The organism is Frondihabitans sp. VKM Ac-2883, assembly GCF_015350875.1.
Taxonomy (GTDB): Bacteria; Actinomycetota; Actinomycetes; order Actinomycetales; family Microbacteriaceae; genus Frondihabitans.
In genome coordinates this window covers 1-20,401 of sequence record NZ_JADKSF010000004.1, presented here as the reverse complement: position 1 = coordinate 20,401, position 20,401 = coordinate 1, and the positions used below count along the sequence as shown (strand labels likewise).

General features: G+C 66.9%; 18 protein-coding genes and 1 other RNA gene. 7 read left to right on the top strand and 12 right to left on the bottom strand.

Going from position 1 to position 20,401, the window contains the following annotated elements:
- Positions 1 to 105: 105 nt before the first annotated feature.
- On the bottom strand, positions 106 to 942 hold the full coding sequence (locus ITJ49_RS08625; protein ID WP_194604091.1) for an ADP/ATP-dependent (S)-NAD(P)H-hydrate dehydratase: 837 nt from the start codon (positions 940 to 942) through the stop codon (positions 106 to 108).
- A gap of 53 nt (positions 943 to 995) precedes the next feature.
- Between ITJ49_RS08625 and ITJ49_RS08620 the strand changes: the two genes are divergently transcribed.
- Together ITJ49_RS08620 and ITJ49_RS08615 are read left to right on the top strand one after the other, a co-directional pair.
- Complete coding sequence (locus ITJ49_RS08620) at positions 996 to 1,646, top strand: HAD family phosphatase (protein WP_194604088.1); 651 nt, start codon at positions 996 to 998, stop codon at positions 1,644 to 1,646.
- A 27-nt stretch (positions 1,647 to 1,673) separates the two neighbouring features.
- The gene (locus ITJ49_RS08615; RefSeq protein ID WP_194604085.1) at positions 1,674 to 2,765 is read left to right on the top strand and encodes an NADH:flavin oxidoreductase/NADH oxidase; all 1,092 of its coding nucleotides are present in this window, start codon (positions 1,674 to 1,676) and stop codon (positions 2,763 to 2,765) included.
- 91 nt (positions 2,766 to 2,856) lie between these two features.
- On the opposite strand, the gene ITJ49_RS08610 is transcribed toward ITJ49_RS08615, so the two are convergent.
- From ITJ49_RS08610 to ITJ49_RS08600, 3 genes are all read right to left on the bottom strand, one after another.
- Positions 2,857 to 3,897, bottom strand: a complete 1,041-nt coding sequence (locus tag ITJ49_RS08610) for a hemolysin family protein (RefSeq protein ID WP_123944697.1) — start codon at positions 3,895 to 3,897, stop codon at positions 2,857 to 2,859.
- Positions 3,894 to 5,258: a hemolysin family protein gene (locus ITJ49_RS08605; RefSeq protein WP_194604082.1), complete on the bottom strand. Its 1,365-nt coding sequence runs from the start codon at positions 5,256 to 5,258 to the stop codon at positions 3,894 to 3,896. Before ITJ49_RS08605 ends, ITJ49_RS08610 begins: the two co-directional genes overlap by 4 nt.
- 184 nt (positions 5,259 to 5,442) lie before the next feature.
- Complete coding sequence (locus tag ITJ49_RS08600) at positions 5,443 to 6,882, bottom strand: GuaB1 family IMP dehydrogenase-related protein (RefSeq protein WP_194604079.1); 1,440 nt, start codon at positions 6,880 to 6,882, stop codon at positions 5,443 to 5,445.
- A 125-nt stretch (positions 6,883 to 7,007) separates the two neighbouring features.
- Here ITJ49_RS08600 and ITJ49_RS08595 point away from each other — a divergent pair, with 125 nt between their 5' ends.
- Complete coding sequence (locus ITJ49_RS08595) at positions 7,008 to 10,859, top strand: multifunctional oxoglutarate decarboxylase/oxoglutarate dehydrogenase thiamine pyrophosphate-binding subunit/dihydrolipoyllysine-residue succinyltransferase subunit (RefSeq protein ID WP_194604074.1); 3,852 nt, start codon at positions 7,008 to 7,010, stop codon at positions 10,857 to 10,859.
- A gap of 153 nt (positions 10,860 to 11,012) precedes the next feature.
- Here the strand turns inward: ITJ49_RS08595 and ITJ49_RS08590 are convergent, their stop codons facing one another.
- From ITJ49_RS08590 to ITJ49_RS08580, 3 genes are read right to left on the bottom strand one after another with little or no spacing between them, the layout of a single operon-like run.
- The gene (locus tag ITJ49_RS08590; RefSeq protein ID WP_123944689.1) at positions 11,013 to 11,453 is read right to left on the bottom strand and encodes a GNAT family N-acetyltransferase; all 441 of its coding nucleotides are present in this window, start codon (positions 11,451 to 11,453) and stop codon (positions 11,013 to 11,015) included.
- Positions 11,454 to 11,500: 47 nt separating this feature from the next.
- Positions 11,501 to 11,740, bottom strand: a complete 240-nt coding sequence (locus ITJ49_RS08585; RefSeq protein ID WP_055958685.1) for an anti-sigma factor — start codon at positions 11,738 to 11,740, stop codon at positions 11,501 to 11,503.
- Complete coding sequence (locus ITJ49_RS08580; protein WP_123944687.1) at positions 11,737 to 12,456, bottom strand: sigma-70 family RNA polymerase sigma factor; 720 nt, start codon at positions 12,454 to 12,456, stop codon at positions 11,737 to 11,739. The genes ITJ49_RS08585 and ITJ49_RS08580 overlap by 4 nt, the downstream gene beginning before the upstream one ends.
- Before the next feature lie 39 nt (positions 12,457 to 12,495).
- Here ITJ49_RS08580 and aroA point away from each other — a divergent pair, with 39 nt between their 5' ends.
- The 4 genes from aroA to ITJ49_RS08560 all read left to right on the top strand — a co-directional run bounded on the left by aroA (position 12,496) and on the right by ITJ49_RS08560 (position 16,704).
- Complete coding sequence (aroA, locus tag ITJ49_RS08575; protein WP_194604072.1) at positions 12,496 to 13,926, top strand: 3-phosphoshikimate 1-carboxyvinyltransferase; 1,431 nt, start codon at positions 12,496 to 12,498, stop codon at positions 13,924 to 13,926.
- A gap of 13 nt (positions 13,927 to 13,939) precedes the next feature.
- On the top strand, positions 13,940 to 14,989 hold the full coding sequence (gene rsgA / locus ITJ49_RS08570) for a ribosome small subunit-dependent GTPase A (protein ID WP_055958693.1): 1,050 nt from the start codon (positions 13,940 to 13,942) through the stop codon (positions 14,987 to 14,989).
- A 141-nt stretch (positions 14,990 to 15,130) separates the two neighbouring features.
- Positions 15,131 to 15,961: an inositol monophosphatase family protein gene (locus tag ITJ49_RS08565; RefSeq protein ID WP_194604069.1), complete on the top strand. Its 831-nt coding sequence runs from the start codon at positions 15,131 to 15,133 to the stop codon at positions 15,959 to 15,961.
- Positions 15,958 to 16,704: an ABC transporter permease gene (locus tag ITJ49_RS08560; RefSeq protein WP_194604065.1), complete on the top strand. Its 747-nt coding sequence runs from the start codon at positions 15,958 to 15,960 to the stop codon at positions 16,702 to 16,704. Before ITJ49_RS08565 ends, ITJ49_RS08560 begins: the two co-directional genes overlap by 4 nt.
- Before the next feature lie 105 nt (positions 16,705 to 16,809).
- Here the strand turns inward: ITJ49_RS08560 and ITJ49_RS08555 are convergent, their stop codons facing one another.
- From ITJ49_RS08555 to ITJ49_RS08535, 5 genes are all read right to left on the bottom strand, one after another.
- Complete coding sequence (locus ITJ49_RS08555) at positions 16,810 to 17,520, bottom strand: DedA family protein (protein WP_194604062.1); 711 nt, start codon at positions 17,518 to 17,520, stop codon at positions 16,810 to 16,812.
- Between the two features lie 126 nt (positions 17,521 to 17,646).
- Positions 17,647 to 18,023, bottom strand: a transfer-messenger RNA (tmRNA) gene (gene ssrA, locus ITJ49_RS08550).
- Between the two features lie 111 nt (positions 18,024 to 18,134).
- Complete coding sequence (gene smpB, locus ITJ49_RS08545; RefSeq protein WP_055958703.1) at positions 18,135 to 18,656, bottom strand: SsrA-binding protein SmpB; 522 nt, start codon at positions 18,654 to 18,656, stop codon at positions 18,135 to 18,137.
- A 202-nt stretch (positions 18,657 to 18,858) separates the two neighbouring features.
- Positions 18,859 to 19,773 carry a permease-like cell division protein FtsX gene (gene ftsX / locus ITJ49_RS08540; RefSeq protein WP_123944677.1) on the bottom strand — a complete coding sequence of 305 codons (915 nt, stop codon included), beginning with the start codon at positions 19,771 to 19,773 and terminating at the stop codon, positions 18,859 to 18,861.
- Positions 19,770 to 20,401 (bottom strand): cell division ATP-binding protein FtsE (locus tag ITJ49_RS08535; protein ID WP_194604059.1); only part of this gene is annotated, 632 nt, incomplete at its 5' end. The genes ITJ49_RS08535 and ftsX, both read right to left, overlap by 4 nt.

Here is a 20,401-nt window from a genome sequence, read left to right as displayed (position 1 = left end):
CGCCCACCCGCCGGTGTGAGAGTGATCCGCCACCCGCCGCCGCCGCAGCGGACTGGCGGGAGCGGATCGCTCTCACATTCGCGGCCGCTTCAGCAGCACTCCGGATCAGCCTCGGAGCAGATCGGCAATGGTCGCCGGCAGTGCGTCGATGAGCCCGAGCACCGTGAGCGGCCCCCCGCCTGACGCACGCTCGGCGGCGAGGCCGTGCACGACGCTCGCGGTCGCCGCCAATCGCGCGAGCGCATTCGAGTCGCTCGCGATGTCGTCGGCGTGCGTGGCGACGAGAGCCCCGAGGATCCCGCCCAGCGCATCCCCCGCCCCGGCCGTCGCGAGCCAGGACGGCGCACTCGAGGCCACGAGTCGCAACCCACCGGGCGCGGCGAGGTACGTCCGGTGCCCCTTGAGCAACACCGTCGCGCCCCACTCGTCGGCCACCCGCGCCGCAGCGGTCGCGGGGTCGTCGGCGATCTCGGAGACCTCCTGCCCGGTGGCTCGGGCGAGCTCGCGGAAGTGGGGCGTGACGACGATCGGCCCGGTCGCCTGCTCGCGAAGCTGCAGGGCGCCCGCGTCGAGCACCATCGGGTTGCCGGTCGCGACCGCCTCGGCGAAGCGGTTCGTCGTGACGCCGTCGAGGGTCGCCGGGTCGATCCCCGAGCCGAGCAACCAGGCCTGCACCCGACCCGGGCTCGTCACGGCCTCCGGTCGGCGGTGGAGCACGAAGTCGGATGCCCGGGAGGGCCCCAGGTAGCGGAGCATGCCGAGGCCCGTGTGCAGAGCGGCCTCGACACCGAGCACGGCCGCGCCCGGATACTGGTCTGAGCCGGTGACGACGCCGAGCACGCCGCGGCTGTACTTGTCGTCGTCCTCGCGGGGAACGGCGATCGAGCCGGCCGCGTCGGAGGGCGTCCAAGGGGTGTAGGTGGGTTCGGTCGATACAGTCACTCCCCCACGGTAGGCCTGTCGCGTGTTCAGCGGGCTCCGCTAGCGTCACTGGCATGTCTTTGTCGATTCCGGGCCGCACGATCGTTTTCGACTACGGCGAGGTGATCAGCGTGTCGCCTCCGGCTTCGGCTCGCTCCGAGGTGGAGCGCCTGGCCGGGGTTGCCGCTGAGGGGCTGTGGCGCAGCTACGACGCGCACCGCGACGCACTCGACTCGGGCGATCTGTCGATCGTCGAGTACTGGCGCCTGATCGCCGCCGAGAACGACACCGAATTCACCCTCGGGCGCATCCACGAGCTTTGGGCGGTCGACTTCGCCGGGTGGCTCCACCCCGAGCCCGGCACGGTGGCGATCCTCGAAGAACTGCACGACGGGGGAACGCCGCTGGCCCTCCTCTCGAACGCCGGCTTCGACTTCGGCTCGCCCTTCCGCTTCGGTCCCGTGGGCACCCTGTTCGACCGGCACTTCGTCAGCGCCGAGATGCACGACTTGAAGCCGAGCGCCTCCATCTACGAGACCGTTCTGCGCGAGCTCGCGATCACGCCCGGTGAGATGGTCTTCGTCGACAACAAGCGCGTGAATGTGGAGGCGGCCGAAGCCCTCGGCATCACCGGGCACGTGTTCACGTCGCCTGCCTCGCTCCGGGACTTCCTCACCGGGCTGGCCGCGTCGGATCCTGCGCTCCCCCTCGACCTGCCGGAATGATCCGCGGCCGACGTCGTTGAAACAGATATGACTTCGCTCTTCGACCCCATCACGCTGCGCGGAACGACCTTCCGCAACCGCCTCTGGGTACCGGCCATGTGCCAGTACTCGGCCGAGAACTTCGACGGAACGCCCGGCACCTGGCACCTCGTGCACCTGGGCTCGTTCGCCCGGGGCGGCGCCGGCGCCATCATCACCGAGGCGACGGCAGTTGTGCCCGAGGGTCGCATCTCGCCGCAAGACCTCGGCATCTGGAACGACGCCCAGCGCGACGCGTTCCGCCCGATCGTCAACTTCGTTCACTCGCAGGGTTCCGCCATCGGCGTCCAGCTCGCCCATGCCGGGCGGAAAGCCTCGACCCCTCGCACGTGGGACGACCAGGTCGGCACGCTGAACGAGTCGCAGCACGGCTGGAAGACGGTCGGCCCGTCTCCGATCGCGTTCGACGGCTACGACGTTCCCCGCGAGCTGACGACCGAGGAGGTCCGGGGGGTCGTGCAGGCGTTCGTCGACGGGGCCGTCCGATCGCAGCGGGCAGGGTTCGACTTCGTCGAGCTCCACGCCGCCCACGGGTACCTCATGCACGAGTTCCTCTCGCCGCTCAGCAACCAGCGCACCGACAAGTTCGGCGGATCGCTCGAGAACCGTGCCCGCATCGTGGTCGACTCCGTTCGCGGCATCCGTGCCGCCACGGGCGACGACTTCCCGATCCTGGTCCGCTTCTCGGCCACCGACTGGACCGAGGGCGGCTGGGACGAAGCCTCGACCGCGATCGTGTCGGGCTGGGCGCGCGACGCCGGTGCCGACCTGTTCGACATCTCCTCCGGCGGAAACGTCGCGAAAGCGGAGATTCCTGTTGGGCTCGGCTACCAGGTGCCGCTCGCCGCGTCGGTCCGCGCCGACGCTGAGGTCGAGACGGGTGCGGTCGGCCTCATCATCGGCGCCGAGCAGGCCCAGGCGATCGTCGCCGACGGTGAGTCGGACGTCGTCTTCGTCGGCCGCGAGTTCCTTCGCGACCCGCACTTTGCCCTCCGGGTCGCGGCCGAGTTGGGCGTCGACCTGCCGTACTACCCGCAGCAGTACCACCGCGCGCCGTTCCACGTGTCGCAGCCGGCGTAGCCTGCCGGCCGGCGTAGCCCGCCGCGCCGAGTGCACAGAAAACGCCCCACGACTTCGGTCGTGGGGCGTCTTTCGTGCATTCGGTGAACGTCTACCGACGTCTGGTGGCGTCCTGCACCTCGCCGATGAGCTCCTCGATGATGTCTTCGAGGAACAGCACCCCGCGGGTCGTGCCCTGCTCGTCGAACGACCGCGCGACGTGCACTCCGGCACGGCGCATGGTCGCGAGGGCGTCTTCGAGTTCGGTGCCCTCATAGATCGAGATCAACTGGCGGATCCGCTTCGGGGGCACAGGATCCGAATACTCGTCATCGGCGAGATCGATCACGTCTTTGAGGTGGAGATACCCGGTCGGTTCGGACTGCTCGTTGACGAGCACGTACCGCGAGAATCCGCTCTGCGCCACGGCCCGCTCGACCTCGGCCGGAGTCGCCGCCTCATCGAGCGTCACCAGCGACGGCAGGGCAACCGCGACGTCGGAGACCTTCTTCTCGGTGAACTCGAACGCGGCGGTGAGCGCACCCGTCGTATCGCGGAGCACACCCTCCCGCTGTGACTGAGCGACGATCGTCTGCACCTCTTCGACGGTGAACGCGCTGGTGGCCTCGTCTTTCGGCTCGACGCCGAAAGCCTTGATGATGCAGTTCGTCACCCAGTTAAGCGACCGGATCACGACGCTGAAGATGCGTCCGACGAACACCAGCGGCGGGGCGAGCAGGAGTGCCGCGCGGTCGGGCACCGAGAACGAGAGGTTCTTCGGCACCATCTCGCCGAAGACGACGTGGAGGAACGACACCAGAAGCAGCGTGATGATGAATCCGACGGTGTCGACCAACTCGGTCGAGAGGCCGGTCAAGTGCAATGGCCCTTCGAGCAGGTGGTGGATCGAGGGCTCCGAGACGTTCAGGATCAGCAGCGAGCACACGGTGATGCCGAGCTGGCTGGTCGCGAGCATGAGCGTCGCGTGCTCCATCGCCCAGAGCGTGGTCTTGGCAGCACGGTTGCCGGCCTCCGCCTTGGGCTCGATCGACGACCTCCGCGCCGAGATGACGGCGAATTCGGCGCCGACGAAGAAGGCGTTGCCGAGCAGCAGCACGACCAGCCAGACGATTCCCCACCAGTCGCTGCTCATCGGGTCACCTGCCCTTCGCGCGAAGCCGCGGCAGTGGCGGCATCGATGTGCTCTCGGGCGATGCTGTCGTCGACCGCCGGCGTGAACCGGATCCGGTCGATACGGCGACCGTCGAGGCGCTCGACGCGGAAGGTGCCCGCCTCGACGTCGACGGCGTCGCCGACCACCGGGAGGCGCCCAAGCTCGCTCATCACCCAGCCACCCACGGTCTCGTAGGGGCCGTCTTCCGGCACCTTGACGGAGGCTCGTTCGAGAAGCTCGTCGGGGCGGAGAAGGCCCGGAAAGGTGAGCCAGTCGCGCGACCGTACGACGTCGACACGGGAGCGATCGTGCTCATCGGACACCTCGCCCACCAGCTCTTCGATCAGGTCTTCGAGGGTGACGACCCCCGCTGTTCCGCCGTACTCGTCGACGACGACCGCCATCTGGTACCCCTTGCCGCGCACCTCTTCGAGGAGGTTGTCGAGCGTCATCGTCTCGGGCACGCGAATCGCCTCGGTCTGCAGAGCCGACACGGGCACCTCGCCGCGCTTCTCGCGCGGCACGGCGACCGCCTGTTTGACGTGCACGAGCCCGACGATGTCGTCGATGTCGTCGTCGGTGACCGGAAAGCGCGAGTAGCCCGTGCGGCGGGCTTCGGCGAGCACGGTCTCGGCCGTGTCGGTGCGCGAGACGCTGGTGACGCGCGGCCGGGGTGTCATGACGTCGGAGGCGTCGTGGTCGCTGAAGACGAGCGTGCGCGCCAGCAGTGTCGCCGTGTCGAGGTCGAGGCTTCCCTCGAACGCCGACCGGCGCACGAGCGATGAGAGCTCTTCGGCGGTTCGCGCCCCCGAGAGCTCCTCTTTCGGCTCGATGCCCATGCCGCGGAGGATCGCGTTGGCGGTGCCGTTCAGCACCGCGACGGCGGGCCGGAAGACGGCGGTGAAGGCAACCTGAAACGGGATCACGAGTTTTGCCGTGGCGAGGGGCAGCGCCAGCGCGAAGTTCTTCGGCACGAGCTCGCCGATGATCATCGAGAGCAGGGTCGCCAAGACGATCGAGACGATCGGGGCAACGACCTCGACCACCTCGATCGGCCCGCCGAACTGGCGGAACGGATCGGCAAGCAAGGTCGAGATCGCCGGCTCCATCGTGTAACCGGTGAGGAGGGTGGTCAGAGTGATGCCGAGTTGCGCACTCGAGAGGTGAGTCGAGGTGACCTTGAGAGCCCCGATGGTCGAGCCGAGGCGTTTCTCCCCTTTGGCCTGTCGCGCCTCGAGATCAGCGCGGTCGAGATTGACGAGCGAGAACTCGCTCGCCACGAAGAGGCCCGTACCCACTGTGAGGACGAGACCGATGCCGAGCAGAAGCCACTCGTTCACGAAGCGGACCCTCCCGGCTGGAAGAAGGGCGGATAGGGCGAATGTCTATGGTGATGGTCGTCCATTATCCGATCAGTTTATCGGCGTACACCAACGCGCGGGTGCCCGGAAACCGAGAATCCGCCAGATTCGTCACAGCCCAGGATCCGGCGGGCCGGATCCTGCGATTTTCGCCGGGGGCGCGCTACCAGCTGACCGGCAGCGCCTTGCCCTCCTCGTACCCTGCAGCCGACTGGATGCCGACCAGCGCTCGCTCCGAGAACTCGGCGAGAGTGCGCGCCCCCGCGTAGGTGAGCGACGACCTGACTCCCGACGTGATCATGTCGAGCAGGTCTTCTACGGAAGGGCGCAAGGGATCGAGGTAGATCCGCGACGACGAGATGCCCTCGGCGAAGAGGGTGCGGCGGGCGAGCTCGTACGGGTCGAGGCGCTCGAAGCGCGATCGCACGGCCTTCGTCGACGCCATGCCCCAGCTCTCTTTGTAGACGCGGCCGTCGGCATCGGTGTCGAGTTCACCGGGAGCCTCGATCGTGCCGGCGAACCACGAGCCGATCATCACGCTGGAGGCACCGGCGGCCAGTGCCAGAGCGACATCGCGGGGATACCGCACGCCGCCGTCGGCCCAGACATGGGCGCCGAGTGCGCGGGCCGCCTCCGCGGTCTCGAGCACCGCCGAGAACTGAGGACGCCCGACCGCCGTCATCATTCGGGTGGTGCACATGGCGCCCGGGCCGACGCCGACCTTGACGATGTCGGCGCCCGCTCCGACGAGCTGACGGACCGCCTCCGCAGTGACGACGTTGCCTGCCACGAGGGGAACGCCCAGCTCGAGCGCGGCCACTGCCTTGAGCGCGCGCAGCATTCCGTCTTGGTGGCCGTGCGCCGTGTCGAGCACGAGGACGTCGACGCCGGCCGCGACCAGGGCCTTCGCCTTATCGGCGACGTCACCGTTGATGCCCACCGCGGCGGCGACCCGCAGACGACCATCCGCATCCACGGCGGGACGATAGATGGTCGAGCGCAACGCCGTCTTGCGACTGAGGGTGCCGATCACGTGCCCCTGATGAAGCACCGGGGCGAAATCGAGGTCGGCGGCCACGAGGAGGTCGAAGGCGGCGCGCGGACCGTCGATGTCGTCGGCGTCGAGCGAGGCGAGCCGGCCGTGGAGAAGATCGCCGAGCACCGCGTCGTCGGAGGCTTTCGCCAAACGCGTCGCCGGGATGCAGCCGAGGTACGAACCGTCGGAGTCGTGCAGAACGATGCCCTGTCCCTCGGCTGCCGGCAGCGCTCGACGGGCCGTCTCGACGGAATCGGCCGGAGACATGACGTAGGGGGTGTCGAAGGCGACCGGCTGCTCTTTCACCCAGCGGATCGCCGCATCGAGATCTTGGGGGTGCATGTCTTGCGGAAGCACTCCGAGACCGCCCCGGCGGGCCAGCGTCGCCGCCAGCCGGTGCCCGGTCACCGAGTTCATGTTCGCCGAGACGATCGGGATGGTCTGACCTGTTCGATCACCGGTATCGAGCGAGACATCGAGCCTCGACGAGACGCTCGATCGGCTCGGGACGAGGAACACGTCGGAGTACGTCAGGTCGTGCGTCGGAGTGGTCTCGTAGAACCTCATGGCATTCAACCTATTCCCTGTGAGTGCCTCCCACCCAGGACAACGTCGACCGATTAGTCTTGATCTGCACGGGCGACGAGGGCCCTGCGAACGATCAACAATCAACGGAGAGTGGGCGATCGGCTGTGTCTAGCCACGTGACCGGAACGACCGACGACGGCGCCGCAGAGCAGTTCGGCGCCAACGAGTGGCTCGTCGACGAGCTCTACGAGCAGTACGTCGTCGATAAGAATTCGGTCGACAAGACGTGGTGGCCCATCCTCGAGAGCTACAAGCCCGGCGAAGGCGCCTCGACGCCCGATTCACCTGACGCAGCGTCGGCAGCAGACGATGCCGCGCCCCAGCCGGTCTCCGCTCCGCAGACGGTCTCCGATCCCGACTCCGCTCTCGACCCGTCGCGCCTGTCCGATCCCGTCCGACCGGCGCCGAGCACCTCGACTCCGCCCGCGTCGACGACCTCCGGCCGCAGCGTCCCGGCCCGCACCACCTCCGTCGCTCCCAAAGAGAAGCCCGTGCCCGCCGAGGCGCCGACTGCCCCGTCGAAGAAGCCCTCTGCCTCCGAGCAGCCGACGCCCGAGCCCGAGAACGTCGTGCAGCCGCTTCGCGGAATGTCGAAGAGTCTCGCGACGAACATGGACGCCAGTCTCACGGTGCCGACGGCGACCAGCGTCCGCACGATCCCGGCCAAGCTGATGATCGACAACCGCATCGTGATCAACAACCACCTCAAGCGCGCTCGCGGTGGCAAGATCTCCTTCACCCACCTCATCGGCTGGGCCCTCGTCCAGGCCCTGAAAGAGTTCCCGAGCCAGAACGTCTTCTACGACGTAGTCGACGGCAAGCCCTCGGTGGTCACCCCGGCTCACATCAATCTCGGTCTCGCCATCGACATCCCGAAGCCCGACGGCACACGTGCCCTTCTCGTACCCGGCATCAAGAAGGCCGAGACCCTCACCTTCGCCCAGTTCCTCTCCGCGTACGAAGACATCGTCAAGAAGGCCCGCGCCAACAAGCTCACCGCCGACGACTTCGCCGGCAACACCATCTCGCTGACCAACCCGGGCGGAATCGGCACAGTTCACAGCGTGCCCCGCCTCATGAAGGGCGCGGGCGCGATCATCGGCGCCGGCGCTCTCGAATACCCCGCCGAATTTCAGGGATCCGCCTCGAAGACGCTCGTCGAGCTCGGCATCGGCAAGACAATCACGCTCACTTCGACCTACGACCACCGGGTGATCCAGGGCGCCGGCTCGGGCGAGTTCCTCAAGATCGTCCACGAGATGCTCATCGGCGGTCGACAGTTCTACGAAGGCATCTTCTCGGCCCTGCGCATTCCGTACGCGCCGATCCACTGGAACTCCGACATCAACGTCAACCTCGCTGAGCGCGTCGGCAAGACCGCCCGAGTGCAGGAGCTCATCAACAGCTACCGCGTGCGCGGCCATCTGATGGCCGACATCGACCCGCTCGAATACCGCCAGCGCACGCACCCCGACCTCGAGATCGAACGTCACGGCCTCACCTTCTGGGATCTCGATCGCGAATTCGTTACCGGCGGTTTCGGCGGCAAGGCCGGAATGCTGCTGCGCGACATCCTCGGCGTCCTCCGCGATTCGTACTGCCGCACGATCGGCATCGAGTACATGCACATCCAAGATCCGGCGCAGCGTCGCTGGGTGCAGGAGCACATCGAGGTGCCCTACGCGAAGCCGAGCCACGACGAGCAGATGCGCATTCTCGGCAAGCTCAACGAGGCCGAGGCCTTCGAGACCTTCCTCCAGACCAAGTACGTCGGTCAGAAGCGCTTCAGCCTGGAGGGCGGCGAATCGGCCATCTCACTGCTCGACACCGTGATCCAGGAGGCCGCCGCCGCAGGGCTCCAGGAGGTCGCGATCGGCATGGCCCACCGCGGTCGTCTCAACGTCCTGACAAACATCGCGGGCAAGACCTACGGTCAGATCTTCCGCGAGTTCGAAGGCACGCAAGATCCGCGCACCGTGCAGGGCTCGGGCGACGTCAAATACCACCTGGGCACCGAGGGCGAGTTCACGAGTGCCGCCGGCAAGACGATCCCGGTCTACATCGCGGCCAACCCGTCGCACCTCGAGGCGGGCGATGGAGTGCTTGAGGGCATCGTGCGCGCCAAGCAGGATCGCGGTGTGCCGCTGGCGTTCGCTGTTCTGCCGATCCTCGTCCACGGCGATGCGGCCATGGCCGGCCAGGGCATCGTCGTCGAGACCATGCAGATGTCGCAGCTCCGCGGCTACCGCGTGGGTGGCACGATCCACATCGTCATCAACAACCAGGTCGGGTTCACCACCTCGCCGTCCGAGGGTCGCTCGTCGATCTACTCGACCGACGTCGCGAAGACCATCCAGGCGCCGATCTTCCACGTCAACGGCGACGACCCCGAGGCGGTGGCCCGGGTGGCCGAGCTCGCGTTCGCGTACCGCCAGGAGTTCAAGCGGGATGTCGTCATCGACCTCGTCTGCTACCGCCGCCGTGGTCACAACGAGGGCGACGACCCCTCGATGACCCAGCCGCTCATGTACAGCCTCATCGAAAACAAGCGGAGCGTCCGCACCCTCTACACAGAGGCGCTGGTCGGTCGCGGCGATATCACGCAGGAGGAGTACGAGGGCGCCCACCGCGACTTCCAGGATCGCCTGGAGCGGGCCTTCGGCGAGACCCATGCCGCGCAGACGGGTTCGATTCCCGTCGTCAGTTCTGACGGCGGCGCAGTCGCCGACCTCGAGCGCCCGGTCGCGCAGCAGGCCGAAGACTCCACGGCCGGCGATGGCTCCCCCGCCGACAAGTTCGAGACGTCGATCCCCCTCGACCTCGTCCACGCCATCGGCGATTCCTTCGACAACCCGCCGAGCGGCTTCAGCGTGCACCCGAAGCTCCAGCAGCTGCTGAAGAAGCGGGTCGAGATGACCCGCAGCGGCCAGATCGACTGGGCTTTCGGCGAACTCCTGGCACTCGGGTCGGTTCTCACCGAGGGCACGCCCGTTCGCATGGCCGGCCAAGACACGCGCCGCGGCACCTTCGTGCAGCGCCACGCCGTGCTCCACGACCGCGAGAACGGCCAGGAGTGGATCCCGCTCCAGAACGTCACCGACAACCAGGCGAAGCTCTGGATCTACGACTCTCTGCTCAGCGAGTTCGCGGCGATGGGCTTCGAGTACGGCTACTCGGTCGAGCGTGCCGACGCGCTCGTTCTCTGGGAGGCCCAGTTCGGCGACTTCGCGAACGGCGCTCAGACGATCGTCGATGAGTTCATCTCCAGTGCCGAGCAGAAGTGGGGCCAGCGCTCGAGCGTCGTGCTGCTGCTGCCGCACGGCTACGAGGGTCAGGGGCCCGACCACTCGTCGGCCCGGATCGAGCGCTACCTCCAGCTCTGCGCCGAAAACAACATGACGATCGCCCGGCCCTCGACGCCGGCATCGCACTTCCACCTCCTGCGCCGCCAGGCCTACGCTCGCCCCCGCCGCCCGCTCGTCGTCTTCACCCCGAAGGCGATGTTGCGACTGCGCGGTGCTACGAGCGATGTCGATGCGTTCACCAGCGGCCGCTTCGAGCCGGTGCTCGACTGCACCCGGGTCGAAGATCCTAGTGCGACCAAGCGAATCGTGCTGCATTCGGGCAAGATCCACTACGACCTCCAGGCCGAGCTCGACAAGCGTCAGGTGCCGCGCGACGACATTGCTCTGATCCGACTGGAGCAGCTCTACCCGCTGCCTCTCGCCGAGATCACGGCCGTGCTCGAGCGCTACCCCTCCGCCGAGATCGTCTTCGCGCAAGAGGAGCCCGAAAACCAGGGCGCGTGGCCGTTCATTGCCCTCGAGCTCGCGCCGAAGCTCGGTCGGCCTATCACTGTGGCCTCGCGTCCGGCGTCGGCCGCCCCCGCGACGGGTTCGCCCAAGCGGAGCGCTGCCGAGCTGTCGGCGCTGGTCGATCGGGCGCTTAGCCTCTAGCCCGACCGGCCACCGGCCGAATTTGAAGGAGATTTCGCGTCGCGACCCCGTCGGATCCTGATGTCCGCGTCGGGGCCGAGCGAAATCTCCTTCGAATTCGGAGACAGGCCGCGGCGTCAGACAAGCCGCACCCGGGAGGCAGCAGCCCGGGCGTCAGCCGAGCTTGGTGTACCGCGTGCCCGACTCGTGATAGCCGCGCTTCTGATAGAAGCGGTGCGCCGAATCGGTAGCAGCGGCCGAGACCGCCGAGAGCTGCGAGGCCGAGTGCGATCCGGCCCAGGTCTCGAAGTGCGTGAGCAGCTGTGACCCCAGTCCGTCGCGGCGCACATCAGGCCGGACGACCAGCAGCAAGAGCTGCGCGGTCGGTGCATCGGAGTTGTAGGCCCACATGACGTGCGCCCCAGCGACGGCGCTGATCCGGCCAGCACCATCGCGAACCACCCACGTCTCATGGCCCGCCTCGAGCGAAAGATGCGTGAGCCTCGCCGAGAGGTCGGTCGTTTCGAGCGAGTAACCGAGCGAACGGATGAGTGCGACGAGGTCGTCGAGGTCGTCAGTGCTGGGAGTGCCGAGCGTCTCCACGGTGGCGTTCATGACCCGAAACTACAGGATCCGGCACCACCGTTACGCCACCCGAACGACTAGTGCGCCTGGAGGTCTCTGATCTTCGCCAGCACCATCAACCGGAGGTCTTCGGGCGCCGTCTCTTTGCAGGCTCGCTGCACGGCCTCCGTCATGACCACGTTGACGTGGAATTCACTGGAGCAGTCGGCACAGCCGGCCATGTGCTCTCGGATGTCGTGTGCGTCGTCGCGCGCGAGCTCGTTGTGCAGGTACTCCTCGAGCTCCGCCTTGGCTTTGTCGCAGCCGCAGTCGGTCATTTCGTGCTGCCTTTCGATGGGGTCTTCGAGGTGGAGGGGGGAACGACGATGCCACGCTCGCGGGCGTAGTCGCCCAGGAGCTCGCGCAGCAGGCGTCGACCGCGGTGCAGACGGCTCATGACGGTGCCGACCGGGGTCTTCATGATGTCGGCGATCTCTTGGTACGAGAATCCTTCGACATCAGCCAGGTAGACCGCGAGTCGGAAGTCTTCGGGAACCTTCTGCAGCGCGTCTTTCACGGCACTGTCGGGAAGGTGGTCGATGGCCTCTGCTTCGGCGGAGCGTGACGTCGAGCTGAGTGTGGCGCTGGTCGCGCCGCCCATCTGCCAGTCTTCGAGTTCGTCGATCGTGCCCTGGTAGGGGTCTCGCTGCTTCTTGCGGTACGTGTTGATGAAGGTGTTCGTGAGGATCCGGTACAGCCACGCCTTCAAATTTGTGCCCTGCGTGAACTGCCCGAACGCGGCGAACGCCTTCACGTAGGTCTCTTGCACGAGGTCGGCGGCGTCAGACGGGTTGCGCGTCATTCGCATGCCTGCCGCATAGAGCTGGTCCATGAACGGGAGCGCCTGCTCTTCGAACAGGGCGCGAACGTCGACGGTCTGGTCGGGGGTGTCGCTCGGCGAGGTGCTGGTGTCGGCGGTGCCGTCGGGGGTGCTCATCAGAGCCAATTCTAGTTCGGCGACCCGGGGGGCATCGAGAGTGCTCGTAGCTGCCATGGGTCCTCCTTCATCACGGTGCATTACCCTTGACAACCGATGCAGGTATTCAGGTATTCCGAGCCCGATTTCAACCCGTACGGCGACAGCGATCGCGAGTCGAAAGACAAGCCGCTGCTCGACGAGGGATTCTGGGTCGCGCCGTCGGCGACCGGCCCCGTGACCTCGATACTGAGCCTGCCTGGCTCGAAGTCACTCACGAATCGCGAGCTCGTGCTGTCGGCGCTCGCGTCGGATCCTTCGCTTCTGCGCCTGCCCCTCCACTCCCGCGACTCGGCCCTCATGATCGACGCCCTTCGAGCACTCGGCGTGACCATCGAGGAGCGCGACAACGGCGAACCATACGGCCCCGACCTTCTGGTCACGCCGGGCGAGCTGACCGGCGGCACGTCGATCGAGTGCGGACTCGCGGGCACTGTGATGCGGTTCCTTCCGCCCGTCGCAGCCCTCGCCACCGGGCCGGTCACCTTCGACGGCGACGAAGCCGCCCGACGCCGCCCCATGCGCACCACGATCGAGTCGCTGCGGGCCCTCGGGGTGGACGTCAGCGACGACGGCCGTGGCACTCTGCCCTTCAGCCTCTACGGCACCGGTCGAATCGACCGGTCGGAGGTGTCCATTGACGCGTCCGCCTCCAGTCAGTTCGTGTCGGGCCTTCTTCTGTCGGCCCCGCGCTTCGACGCGGGTCTCACGCTACGGCACACCGGCGAGAAGCTGCCAAGCCTTCCCCACATCGAGATGACCATCGACGCACTCGCGTTGCGGGGCGTTGCCGTCGAATCGCCCGAACCCGGAGTCTGGGTCGTGCCGGCGACGCCGATCAGCGGCCGCGACATCACGATCGAGCCCGACCTGTCGAACGCGGCGCCGTTCCTCGTGGCCGCGCTCGTCGCCGGTGGTCATGTGTCGATTCGGCACTGGCCGACCGAGACCACCCAGGTCGGAGCCGACCTCGAAGAGCTCTTGCCGCTCTGGGGTGCCACAATCACCCGCGACGGCGACACGCTGACCGTCGACGGCGGTTCCGGTCTCATCGGCGGCGGCTCGCTGCCGGGCGTCGACCTCGACCTGTCGCGCGGTGGCGAATTGGCCCCCGCCCTCGTCGCTCTTGCCGCCCTCGCCTCGGGCCCCAGCACGATCACCGGTATCGGCCACCTGCGAGGGCACGAGACGGATCGCCTCGCGGCCCTCGTCACCGAGATCAACGGGCTGGGAGGCAACGCGACCGAGCTCGACGATGGCGTCCACCTCGAGCCCTCCCCGCTGCACGCCGGCCAGTGGAAGACCTACGGCGACCACCGCATGGCCCACGCCGCCGCGATCATCGGTCTCGCCGTGCCGAACGTGGAGGTCGACGACGTGCGCGTCGTCTCGAAGACGCTTCCGCAGTTCGTCGATCTCTGGGTCGAGCTGCTCGGCCGGAAGGTCGACGTGACCCCGGCCGACACGAGTCTGCTCGGGTTCTTATGATGGGCTGCAGCCTGTGAGCTGGTGGTCGGACGGCGACGAGCCCGTCGATGAGGAGTACTCCGAGTACGACGAGTCGTCGATCCGGATCCGCCCCAACCCCAAAGCCAACCGCCCCCGCACGAAGCAGCGCCCGGCCTACGACCAGGCCGTACCGGGAGTCGTCTGGACGGTCGATCGCGGTCGCTACGGCGTGCTGATGGACGCCGGCACCCCGGACGAGCGCGAGATCACCACCGCCCGGGCCCGCGAGCTCGGCAAGAAGGCCGTAGTGACGGGCGACCGGGTCGACGTCGTCGGCGACACGAGCGGGGCCGAGGGTTCTCTCGCACGCATCGTCCGGGTGCAGGAGCGGACGACACTGCTCCGCCGCAGTGCCGACGACACCGACGCCGTCGAGCGTGTGATCGTGGCCAACGCCGACCAGATGCTCATCGTCGTGGCCGCCGCCGACCCGGAGCCGCGCCCCCGTCTCGTCGACCGCTACCTCGTGGCGGCATTCGATGCGGGTGTCGAACCGATCCTGGTGATCACGAAAACCGACCTTGCGGATCCGGAGCCGTTCGCCGCGCACTTCTCTTGCCTGGATCTCAGGATCCTGACGACGTCGTCGACCCAGTTCTCGGGATCCGAGCTTGACACGCTCCGCTCCGTCCTCGACGATCACGTGACGGTCACCGTGGGGCACTCCGGTGTCGGCAAATCGACCCTGGTCAACGCGCTCACCGGCTCGAAGCGCGCGGTCGGCGTCGTGAACACCGTGACCGGCCGCGGGCGCCACACGTCGTCGTCGACCGTGTCGTTCAAGGTGCCCTCGGGTGGCTGGATCGTCGACACACCCGGTGTGCGATCGTTCGGGCTCGGCCACGTGAACCCCGAGAACATCCTCCGATCGTTCGCCTCGCACGCGGTGTTCCCCGAGGGATACGAGCCCCCGGGCGGCATTCCGCTGACCGAGGCCCACGACTGGGAGATCATTGACCGCGTCGAGGCCGGCGAGCTCGGCGACATCGGCCGGGAGCGACTGGAATCGCTGCAAACGCTGCTCGGCAACCGCGGGGCGTAGTAGCCCCGCGGGTCAGTTCTGTCGGAGTCGGCGGGTGTTCTCGAGAGTCGGCGGGTGCTGCAGCACCCGCCCACACCTCACAACACCCGCCCACTGCAACCGGGCCCGCCGCACGCAGACCGCGACCGATACGCTGATCGAGTGGCCCACGAAGACGACACCGCCCCCGATCACGCAGCCGACCTCGCCCTCGCGCTCCTCCTTGCAGACGAGGCCGACGCCATTGCGCTCGCCCGCTACCGGGCGGCCGACCTCGACGTCTCGCTGAAGGCCGACCACACTCACGTCACCGACGCCGACAAGGCTGTCGAGCGCGCAATTCGGGCTCGACTCGAGGCCGAGCGGCCCTACGACGCCTTCTACGGCGAGGAGTCCGGCCGAGCCGGCGAGAGCACGAGGCAGTGGATCGTCGATCCAATCGACGGCACCGCCAACTTCCTCCGCGGCGTGCCGATCTGGGCCACGCTGATCTCGCTCGTGACCGACGGCGAGCCCGTGGTCGGGGTGGTCAGTGCGCCGGCGCTCGGCAGACGGTGGTGGGGGTCGGCGGGAGCCGGATCCTTTGGTTCTGACAACGGCAAGGCCGCCACTCCCCTGCGAGTGTCGGCGATTGATTCTCTCGCCGACGCGTCGCTCAGCTACAACGGCCTGCAGTACTGGATGAAGGCGGGGCGGGTCGACAACCTTCTCGCGCTGGCCGACCAGGTGTGGCGCACGCGTGCCTACGGCGATTTCTGGTCGTACATGCTCGTCGCCGAGGGCGCTATCGACATCTCGGGTGAATTCGACCTGCAGCCGTACGACATGGCGGCCCTCTACCCGATCGTGACCGAGGCCGGCGGGCGCTTCGGCGGCATCGACGGCGGCGACGGAATCTGGCACGGAAGCGCCCTGGCCACGAACGGCCGGCTGCACGATGCGGTGGTCGCCGCAGTGGCGCCGGTCTCGACCTCACCGAGTGACTCCGTGTGACCCTCACGTCGACCACGGTCGCGGTCGCCGTTCTCGTAGCGCTGACCGCGGCCATCGTCTTCTCCCTTCGCCTCGAAAAGCCGTGGCTGCAGCCGTGGGCGATCGTTCGCGCGACCGTGCAGCTCGGGCTTCTGAGCGTGATCTTGCTCGGAGTGATCAGTGATCCGCTCTGGGTCGCCGTCTTCCTCGTCGCGATGGTCGCGGCCGCCGCCTGGACCGTCCGTTCTCGACTTCGGCTCAGCGGTCGCCAGCTCGTCTTCGTGCTCGGCACCGTCGCACTGGCCGCGGCGACTCCCCTCGCCATCGTGTTCGCACTCGGAGCCGTGGATCCGTCGCCGAGATACGTCCTCGCCCTCGGCGGCATCGTCGTCGGCAATGTAATGAGCGTGGCGACTCTGATGGGACGTCTGCTCGGAGACGACCTCGTGTCGGGGCGCGATCAGGTCGAGGGCTGGCTCGCGCTCGGAGCCACCCCGCGGATCGCTGCCCAGAGCACCGTTCGCCGCGCCGCCTCCGCCGCCATCATCCCGTCGACCGACCAGGCCCGCACGACAGGGATCGTCACTCTTCCCGGCGCGTTCGTCGGCGCCATCTTCGGCGGGGCGTCGCCGCTCGAGGCCGCGCAGTTTCAGATCATCGTGCTCGCCGCGATTCTTGCCGCCGGCGCCGTGACCATCGCGCTGATGAGCTGGAGGTTCGGAGCGCCCAGCACACTGCCCACCGGTCCTGCTCCGCTCACCTGAGCTGTGCGCAGCGGTGACGCACCCCCTCCTGGCCAGATCGGGCCTGGCATCCGGGGGTTATCTGGCCAACCCGGGGTGCCTCGCCCACTCGCACCCCCGGCCGGGCTAGACCTCGGGGCGCGACTGCACCGACGGGCCGTCCGAGGACGGGGCGGCACCAGGACCCGCACCCGTCCCCGCACCTGCACCCGCACCCGCACCCGCACCCGCTCCACCGACCCGCCTCGCCCGACGCCGCTCGATCAGCGCGTGCACCACGATCGGGCCGACCGAGATCACCACGATCACGATGGCGAGAATGTCGATGTGCTCCGTGATGAACGGGAACCCGCTCAGCAGCGAGCCGATCACAGTGAGGCCGACCGCCCAGAGGAACGCGCCGATCACATTGAAGAGCAAGAATTTAGGGTACTTGTACCGGCTTGTTCCGGCAGCGAGGGGCACATAGGTGCGCACGATCGGCACGAACCGCCCGAGGATCAGCGCCGGCCCGCCGTAGCGAGCGAAGAAGACTTCGGCACGCTCCAGATATTCGGTCTTCAGGATCCGGGCGTTGGGCTTGAAGAGACGCCTCCCGAATCGACTCCCCAGGAAGTAGCCCACCTGATCGCCGAGGAACGCGGCGACGAATGCACAGATCGCGATCGTCGCGACGGCGAGGCCGAGTTTGTCGTGCAGGAGGCCGGCTGTGACGAGAAGGCTGTCGCCCGGCAGAAAGGGGAACAGAACACCCGACTCGATGAAGATGATGAGAGAAAGGCCGGCGAGGGCCCAGGGGCCGAGGTTTTCGAGCAGGGCCTGAGGGTCGAGGAGCATGCCGCAATCCTTACAGCACTCGATCAGAAATCCCGCAGAACCTGCGTAGAGCGCACAAAGAAAGGGCGCCCGTGCGGGACGCCCTTCTCGGAACCGGAGACATTCACGGAGCACGACAGAAACCGATGGTGGAGATGGGGGGAATTGAACCCCCGTCCATCGCTGAGATTGAACGCCTTCTACGGGTGTAGCCGGATAAGTCGTTCTACTTGGCCCCCACCTTTGCTACCGGCATCTAGGTGGACGAGCCCAGCCCGAGTTTAAGTCCCGTGTCACCCTCTGGCGTAGTGACACAGCAAGCCCTCTAGATGACGTCAGGGTCCGGATAGAAGGCGGTCTCCGGTCTGACGGACTTATGTGGCTCTACTGCTTACGCAGCGAGAGCGAAGTCAGTGCGCGATTTATTGGCACTTATTGTTTTCCAGAGATCGTTTACGAGATAACCCTGGATCCTCGACCCGCTTCTCGTTCGCATACAGGCGATGTCGAAACCGATCATCCCCTCGAGTGGGTCTCTGTCGTGCTCTGTGGAGTTGTCGCGGTTCGTCTTGCCAGGTGGCAATCTGCCGATGATCGGTGGATCACCCGGTCTTCGGCAGGGAGATCAGTCTACGTCAGTCGCCCATGTTCCGTCGAGCCGACATGGCCCGGTCGGCCTCGCGGCGGTCGGTCCGCTCGCGCAGGGTCTGGCGCTTGTCGTACTCACGCTTACCCTTGGCGACCGCGATCTCGACCTTGGCCCGGCCATCGGCGAAGTAGATCCGAAGAGGAACGATCGTGTAACCGCCCTCTTTCGTCTTGTGGCTGATCTTGATGATCTGCTGCTTGTGCATCAGCAGCTTTCGCTTGCGCCGGGGCGCGTGGTTGTTCCAGGTGCCCTCGGTGTATTCGGGGATGTGCACGGCATCGAGCCAGATCTCGCCCCCCTCGATGAAGGCATAGCCATCGATCAGCGAGGCGCGGCCCTGACGCAGCGCCTTGACCTCGGTGCCCCAGAGCACGATGCCGGCCTCGTAGGTGTCGTCGATGAGGTAGTCGTGGCGGGCACGGCGGTTACTCGCGACCACCTTCTCGCCGCGATCGCGATCGGACACGCCTTTTTTCGAGATGGGCCTGGAAGAAGAGTCGGTTGCCATGGTCGTCTCCTTCAAGATACGTCGGGCAGGATCCTGCACCCGGCTTTCGAGCGCAGCCTTACAGTATATGCACCCACCGACGTTCTCCTCGACCGGCCGGGCCCGTGCAAATTCGAAGGAGAAACCCGGCAGCGACCCCGCCCGATCCGCAGAAAGTCGTCGCGGCCGGGCAGGATCACCTTCAAATTCGAAAAGCGGGCAGCTACACCTTGAGGTAGCGGCGGATCGCGACGCCCGCCGACAGAGCTGCCAGTGCAGCACCGATCACGATCAGCAGCGGCACGACCACGTAGGTGTCGCCCATCGTGACGAATGGCGTCGACGCGAAGTTCTCGGCGAGGTACCCGCGCACGAACACCTTCACGATCAGGATCATGGCCCCGCCCGCCAACACCGAGCCCACGAGCGCCGCGATCACGCCCTCGAGGATGAACGGCGTCTGAATGAACCGGTTCGACGCCCCCACCAGCCGCATGATGCCGAGCTCTCGTCGCCTGCTGAACGCCGACAGGCGAATCGTCGTCGCAATGAGCAAGACGGCCGCAATAAGCATCAGGACGGCTATGCCGATCGCCGTGTACGACGCGGCGTTCAACACCGAGAAGATCGGCTGAAGATAACCGCGCTGATCGACGACGCTCTGCACACCCGCCTGATTGGAGAGGCTCTCAATCAGGATGTCGGACTGCGAGGGATCCTTGAGGTTCACCCAGAAGGTCTCGTTGAGGTACGACGGCTGCACGAACTCGGTTGCGGGGCTGTCGGCGAACTGCTTTTTGAAGCGGTCGTAAGCATCCTGTTGCGTCTCGAAGTACGACTTCTGGATGTACGGCTTCAGCGTCGACGACTGCAGCTGGGCTTCGACCTGGTCTTTCTGCGCGGTCGTCGCTTTGGCGCCCGTGCAGTTTCCGGTGGTGTCGGTGTCGGTGCAGAGGTACACGGCGACCTGCGCCTTGTCGTACCAATAGCCCTTCATCTGGTTGATCTGCAACTGCAGCAGAGCCGCCGTGCCGACGAACGTGAGCGAGATGAACGTCACGAGCACGACCGAGATGACCATCGAGAGGTTGCGCTTGAGGCCGGATCCGACCTCGCTGAGCACAAGACGAAGCCTCATTTGTCGGCTCCCCACTCGGGAACGGACTGCTGAGCAACGGATTCAGGATCCAGGCGCGGCGCCGGCACGGTCTGCGTCGGAACGCCCTGCACGCGCGGCTGCGCCCCCTCCTGGCCGACCTGCTGAATGGGAACCGCCTGCGTCTGATACCCGCCGGAGCGCTCGTCGCGGATGATGTTACCGCCGGACAGCTCGATCACTCGCCGCTGCATCTGATCGACGATTCCGGCGTCGTGGGTGGCCATGAGCACGGTCGTGCCCGAGGCGTTGATTCGGTCGAGGAGAGTCATGATCCCGGCGCTGGTCGAGGGGTCGAGGTTTCCAGTCGGCTCGTCGGCGAGGAGGATCGCGGGGCGGTTGACGATCGCGCGAGCGATCGCGACGCGCTGCTGTTCGCCGCCCGAGAGCTCGTGCGGAAGGCGCTGCGCCTTGCCGGCAAGACCGACCATCTTGAGCACGTCGGGGACGGCCTCCTGGATGTAGCCGCGGCTCTTGCCGATCACCTGAAGCGTGAACGCGACGTTGTCGAAGACGGACTTCTGCGGAAGCAGGCGGAAGTCTTGGAAGACGACCCCGAGGTTGCGGCGGAAGTACGGCACCTTGCGGCTCGAGAGGGTGCCTAGGCGCT